Annotated in this window: 5 protein-coding genes; all 5 read left to right on the top strand. The window is 36.7% G+C overall.

Annotated elements, in window-relative coordinates:
* The coding region (locus tag A9G31_RS08010) for an IS5 family transposase (protein ID WP_065561204.1) at positions 1-615 on the top strand (615 nt) is incomplete at its 5' end.
* A gap of 309 nt (positions 616-924) precedes the next feature.
* A complete protein-coding gene (locus A9G31_RS08005) occupies positions 925-2,517 on the top strand; it encodes an ABC-F family ATPase (protein ID WP_034910532.1) in 1,593 nt (530 codons plus the stop codon).
* 167 nt (positions 2,518-2,684) lie between these two features.
* Complete coding sequence (locus tag A9G31_RS08000; protein ID WP_065561203.1) at positions 2,685-2,939, top strand: type II toxin-antitoxin system prevent-host-death family antitoxin; 255 nt, start codon at positions 2,685-2,687, stop codon at positions 2,937-2,939.
* The gene (locus tag A9G31_RS07995; RefSeq protein ID WP_065561202.1) at positions 2,932-3,189 is read left to right on the top strand and encodes a Txe/YoeB family addiction module toxin; all 258 of its coding nucleotides are present in this window, start codon (positions 2,932-2,934) and stop codon (positions 3,187-3,189) included. Before A9G31_RS08000 ends, A9G31_RS07995 begins: the two co-directional genes overlap by 8 nt.
* A 159-nt stretch (positions 3,190-3,348) precedes the next feature.
* The coding region (locus tag A9G31_RS07990) for a transposase (protein ID WP_141671415.1) at positions 3,349-3,496 on the top strand (148 nt) is incomplete at its 3' end.

The raw sequence follows: 3,496 nt of genomic DNA, 5'->3' as shown, positions 1-3,496 counted from the left end.
TTGCCAGAAGAGTTTGGTGAATGGAGCACTGTCTATAGGCGATTTAATTTGTGGTCTAAAAAAGGAATATTAGTTGATATTTTCAAACATTTATCACAACTAGCGGATTTTGAATGGGTGTTCCTAGATGGCTCGATTATCAGGGCTCATCAACATAGTACAGGCGCTGCAACGGAGTATTCCGAGCAAATAGGTCAGAGCTGTGGTGGTAATTCAACTAAAATTCATCTTGCGGTTGATAGTGGTGGTTTGCCTATTTGTTTTGAGCTTTCTGAAGGACAACGACATGATATCACTTATGCAGAAAACCTAGTTGAAAAGCTCGATGAAGTCAATACAGTGATAGCCGATAAAGGTTATGACAGCGAGCCTTTTCGGTGCTTTGTTCGTCAAAAAGGCGGACGAATGGTGATTGCTAAACGTAATTATGGTAAGGATATAGATAAAAGCAGTATGGATAGGTGCCTTTATCGCTATCGTCATTTAGTCGAGAATGCCTTTGCTAGAATCAAGCAATATCGTTCAATATCAACTAGATACGATAAGTTAGAAAGGAATTATGCCAGTATGGTATCACTGGCATTTATGTTAATGTGGCTGCCAATGTATTGTTGAGTAATTTATGTACAGCAAAGATCAACAGCCCCTAATTACACCTATCCATTCACTAACTATTTAAACTAATTTAAGTTTTACTAATTTCGGGGGGCTATCCTCTTATTTTTTTTGTCAAAATTTCAACTCAAATTGGTTAATAAGTAGTTAGCAAATTAAAATCACTACCATAAAACACCTGTAACAAATCAAAGATCCTCAAAAATGATTAATTATGGCATAATATGCGCCAATTCATATTTCCGCGACTTCACTCAAAGGCTAATTATTACTTATGAGTGAAACGCATGTTAAAGAGAGTAAATTCTAGTGTTAAGTACAAATAACATCACAATGCAATTTGGCAGTAAGCCATTATTTGAAAATATCTCAGTTAAATTTGGTAATGGTAATCGTTATGGTTTAATTGGTGCCAATGGTAGCGGTAAATCAACTTTTATGAAGATTATTGGTGGTGATTTAGTGCCAACCTCTGGCAATGTTGCTTTAGATCCTCATGAACGATTAGGTAAGTTACGCCAAGACCAATTTGCTTTTGAAGAGTTTACCGTGCTTGATACCGTAATTATGGGGCATACCGAATTATGGCAGATTAAGCAAGAACGTGATCGCATTTATTCACTTCCCGAAATGAGCGAAGAAGACGGCTTTAAAGTTGCTGATTTAGAAACCCAATACGCCGAAATGGATGGTTATAGCGCTGAAGCTCGTGCGGGTGAATTATTATTAGGTGTTGGTATTCCAATTGAGCAACATTATGGATTAATGAGCGAAATCGCACCAGGCTGGAAATTACGAGTATTATTAGCCCAAGCCTTATTCTCAAATCCCGATATTTTATTGCTTGACGAACCGACCAATAACTTGGATATCGATACTATCCGTTGGCTTGAAGACACCTTAAATCAACGCGAAAGCACCATGATTATTATTTCGCATGACCGCCATTTTTTGAATATGGTCTGTACCCATATGGCAGACATGGATTATGGTGAGCTTCGCATCTACCCTGGTAACTATGATGATTATATGACAGCATCAACGCAAGCGAGAGAGCGTTTATTAGCTGACAATGCCAAAAAGAAAGCACAAATCAGTGAGCTACAATCTTTTGTTAGTCGATTTAGTGCCAATGCGTCTAAATCAAAACAAGCAACTTCGCGCGCAAAACAAATTGAAAAAATAAAACTCGAAGAAGTCAAGGCCTCTAGTCGCCAAAATCCATTTATTCGTTTTGAGCAAGATAAAAAACTATTCCGCAATGCGCTTGTTGTTGAAAACCTGACTAAAGGTTTTGATAATGGTCCACTATTTAAAAACTTAAACCTAATGGTCGAAGTGGGCGAAAAAGTCGCTATTTTAGGGACTAACGGTATTGGTAAAACGACATTAATAAAAACACTGATGGGAGAGCTTACTCCCGAACAAGGCGATATAAAATGGTCTGAAAATGCCAATATTGGTTATTATGCACAAGATCACGAATACGAATTTGAAGGCGACTTAACTGTATTTGACTGGATGAGCCAATGGAAGCAGCCAACCGATGACGAGCAAGCCGTACGTAGTATTTTAGGTCGATTGTTATTTTCACAAGATGATATTAAAAAGCAAGTTAAAGTCCTATCTGGTGGTGAAAAAGGACGTATGTTATTTGGTAAATTGATGATGCAACGTCCTAACATTATTGTTATGGACGAGCCTACTAACCATTTAGATATGGAATCCATTGAATCACTCAATATGGCATTAGAGCTTTATCAAGGCACGCTATTTTTTGTTTCACACGATCGTGAATTTGTTAGTTCGTTGGCAACACGCATTGTTGAAATTACACCTGAAAAAGTCATTGATTATACAGGTAATTATGAAGATTACTTGCGTAGCCAAGGGATTGAATAATCAGTTATTAATAAAAATAGCCACTAATAATAATGTGGCTATTATTTTCTTATATTGCGTTAAGATGAGTTTCCCCCATTTTTATAAAATGAATCCCCCCCTCAATTGACATTGTACAACTTAATTGTACAATAACTCTCAGTAATTACATTTCAATGGGGAATATTATGAGACACGTTAGCTATTCAGCCGCAAGGGCAAATCTAGCAGCAACAATGGATGAAGTTGTTAACGACCGAATGCCAACAATCATTACACGCCAAAATGGCAATAACTGCATTTTAATGTCATATGATGAATTTACATCTTTAGAAGAAACCGCCCGCTTGTACCGTTCACCAGCCAATGCAAAACATTTATTACGTTCATTAGAGCAAATTAACAACGGCCAACTACAGGAACATGATCTACAAGATGAATAAGTTATTTTCAGATGAATCGTGGAATGACTACCTTTATTGGCAAAAAACAGATAAAAAAGTGATTAAACGCATCAATGAACTTATTAAAGATATCAGCAGGACGCCATTTTTAGGTCTAGGTAAGCCTGAGGCGCTAAAATTTAACTTATCAGGTTATTGGTCGCGAAGAATTGATGGAGAACACAGGTTAATTTATAAAATTGAAAATAACTGTATTATTATACTTTCTTGCCGTTATCATTATGAATAATGATAATTCTCACCTTATCAATCTAATCAGACCAAAAAATAGCCACATCAGTGGCTAACTTATTTCAATTAGGGCGTGTTGATCTTTCATGATTATTTTTTAGACGGCATGATGTGAGTTATAATAATTCAGCCAAAAACAACCATAACTCGATTCATCATGCCAAGAACAATGCTAACAAATAAACGGTGGGAAAAGCTACTACAAATAATGAAAAATACCGGCCGAGTTTATAATAAATCCGAGCATCGGATGACGTTTGAAGGGATCCTTTTCCGAATGAGAACCGGTATTCCTTGGCGAGATT

The sequence above is a fragment of the Gilliamella sp. Gris1-4 genome (assembly GCF_001690335.1).
GTDB classification, from domain to species: domain Bacteria; phylum Pseudomonadota; class Gammaproteobacteria; order Enterobacterales; family Orbaceae; genus Gilliamella; species Gilliamella apicola_P.
Note: the sequence above shows the minus strand (reverse complement) of the source record. Positions and strands in the feature narration are given on the sequence as shown.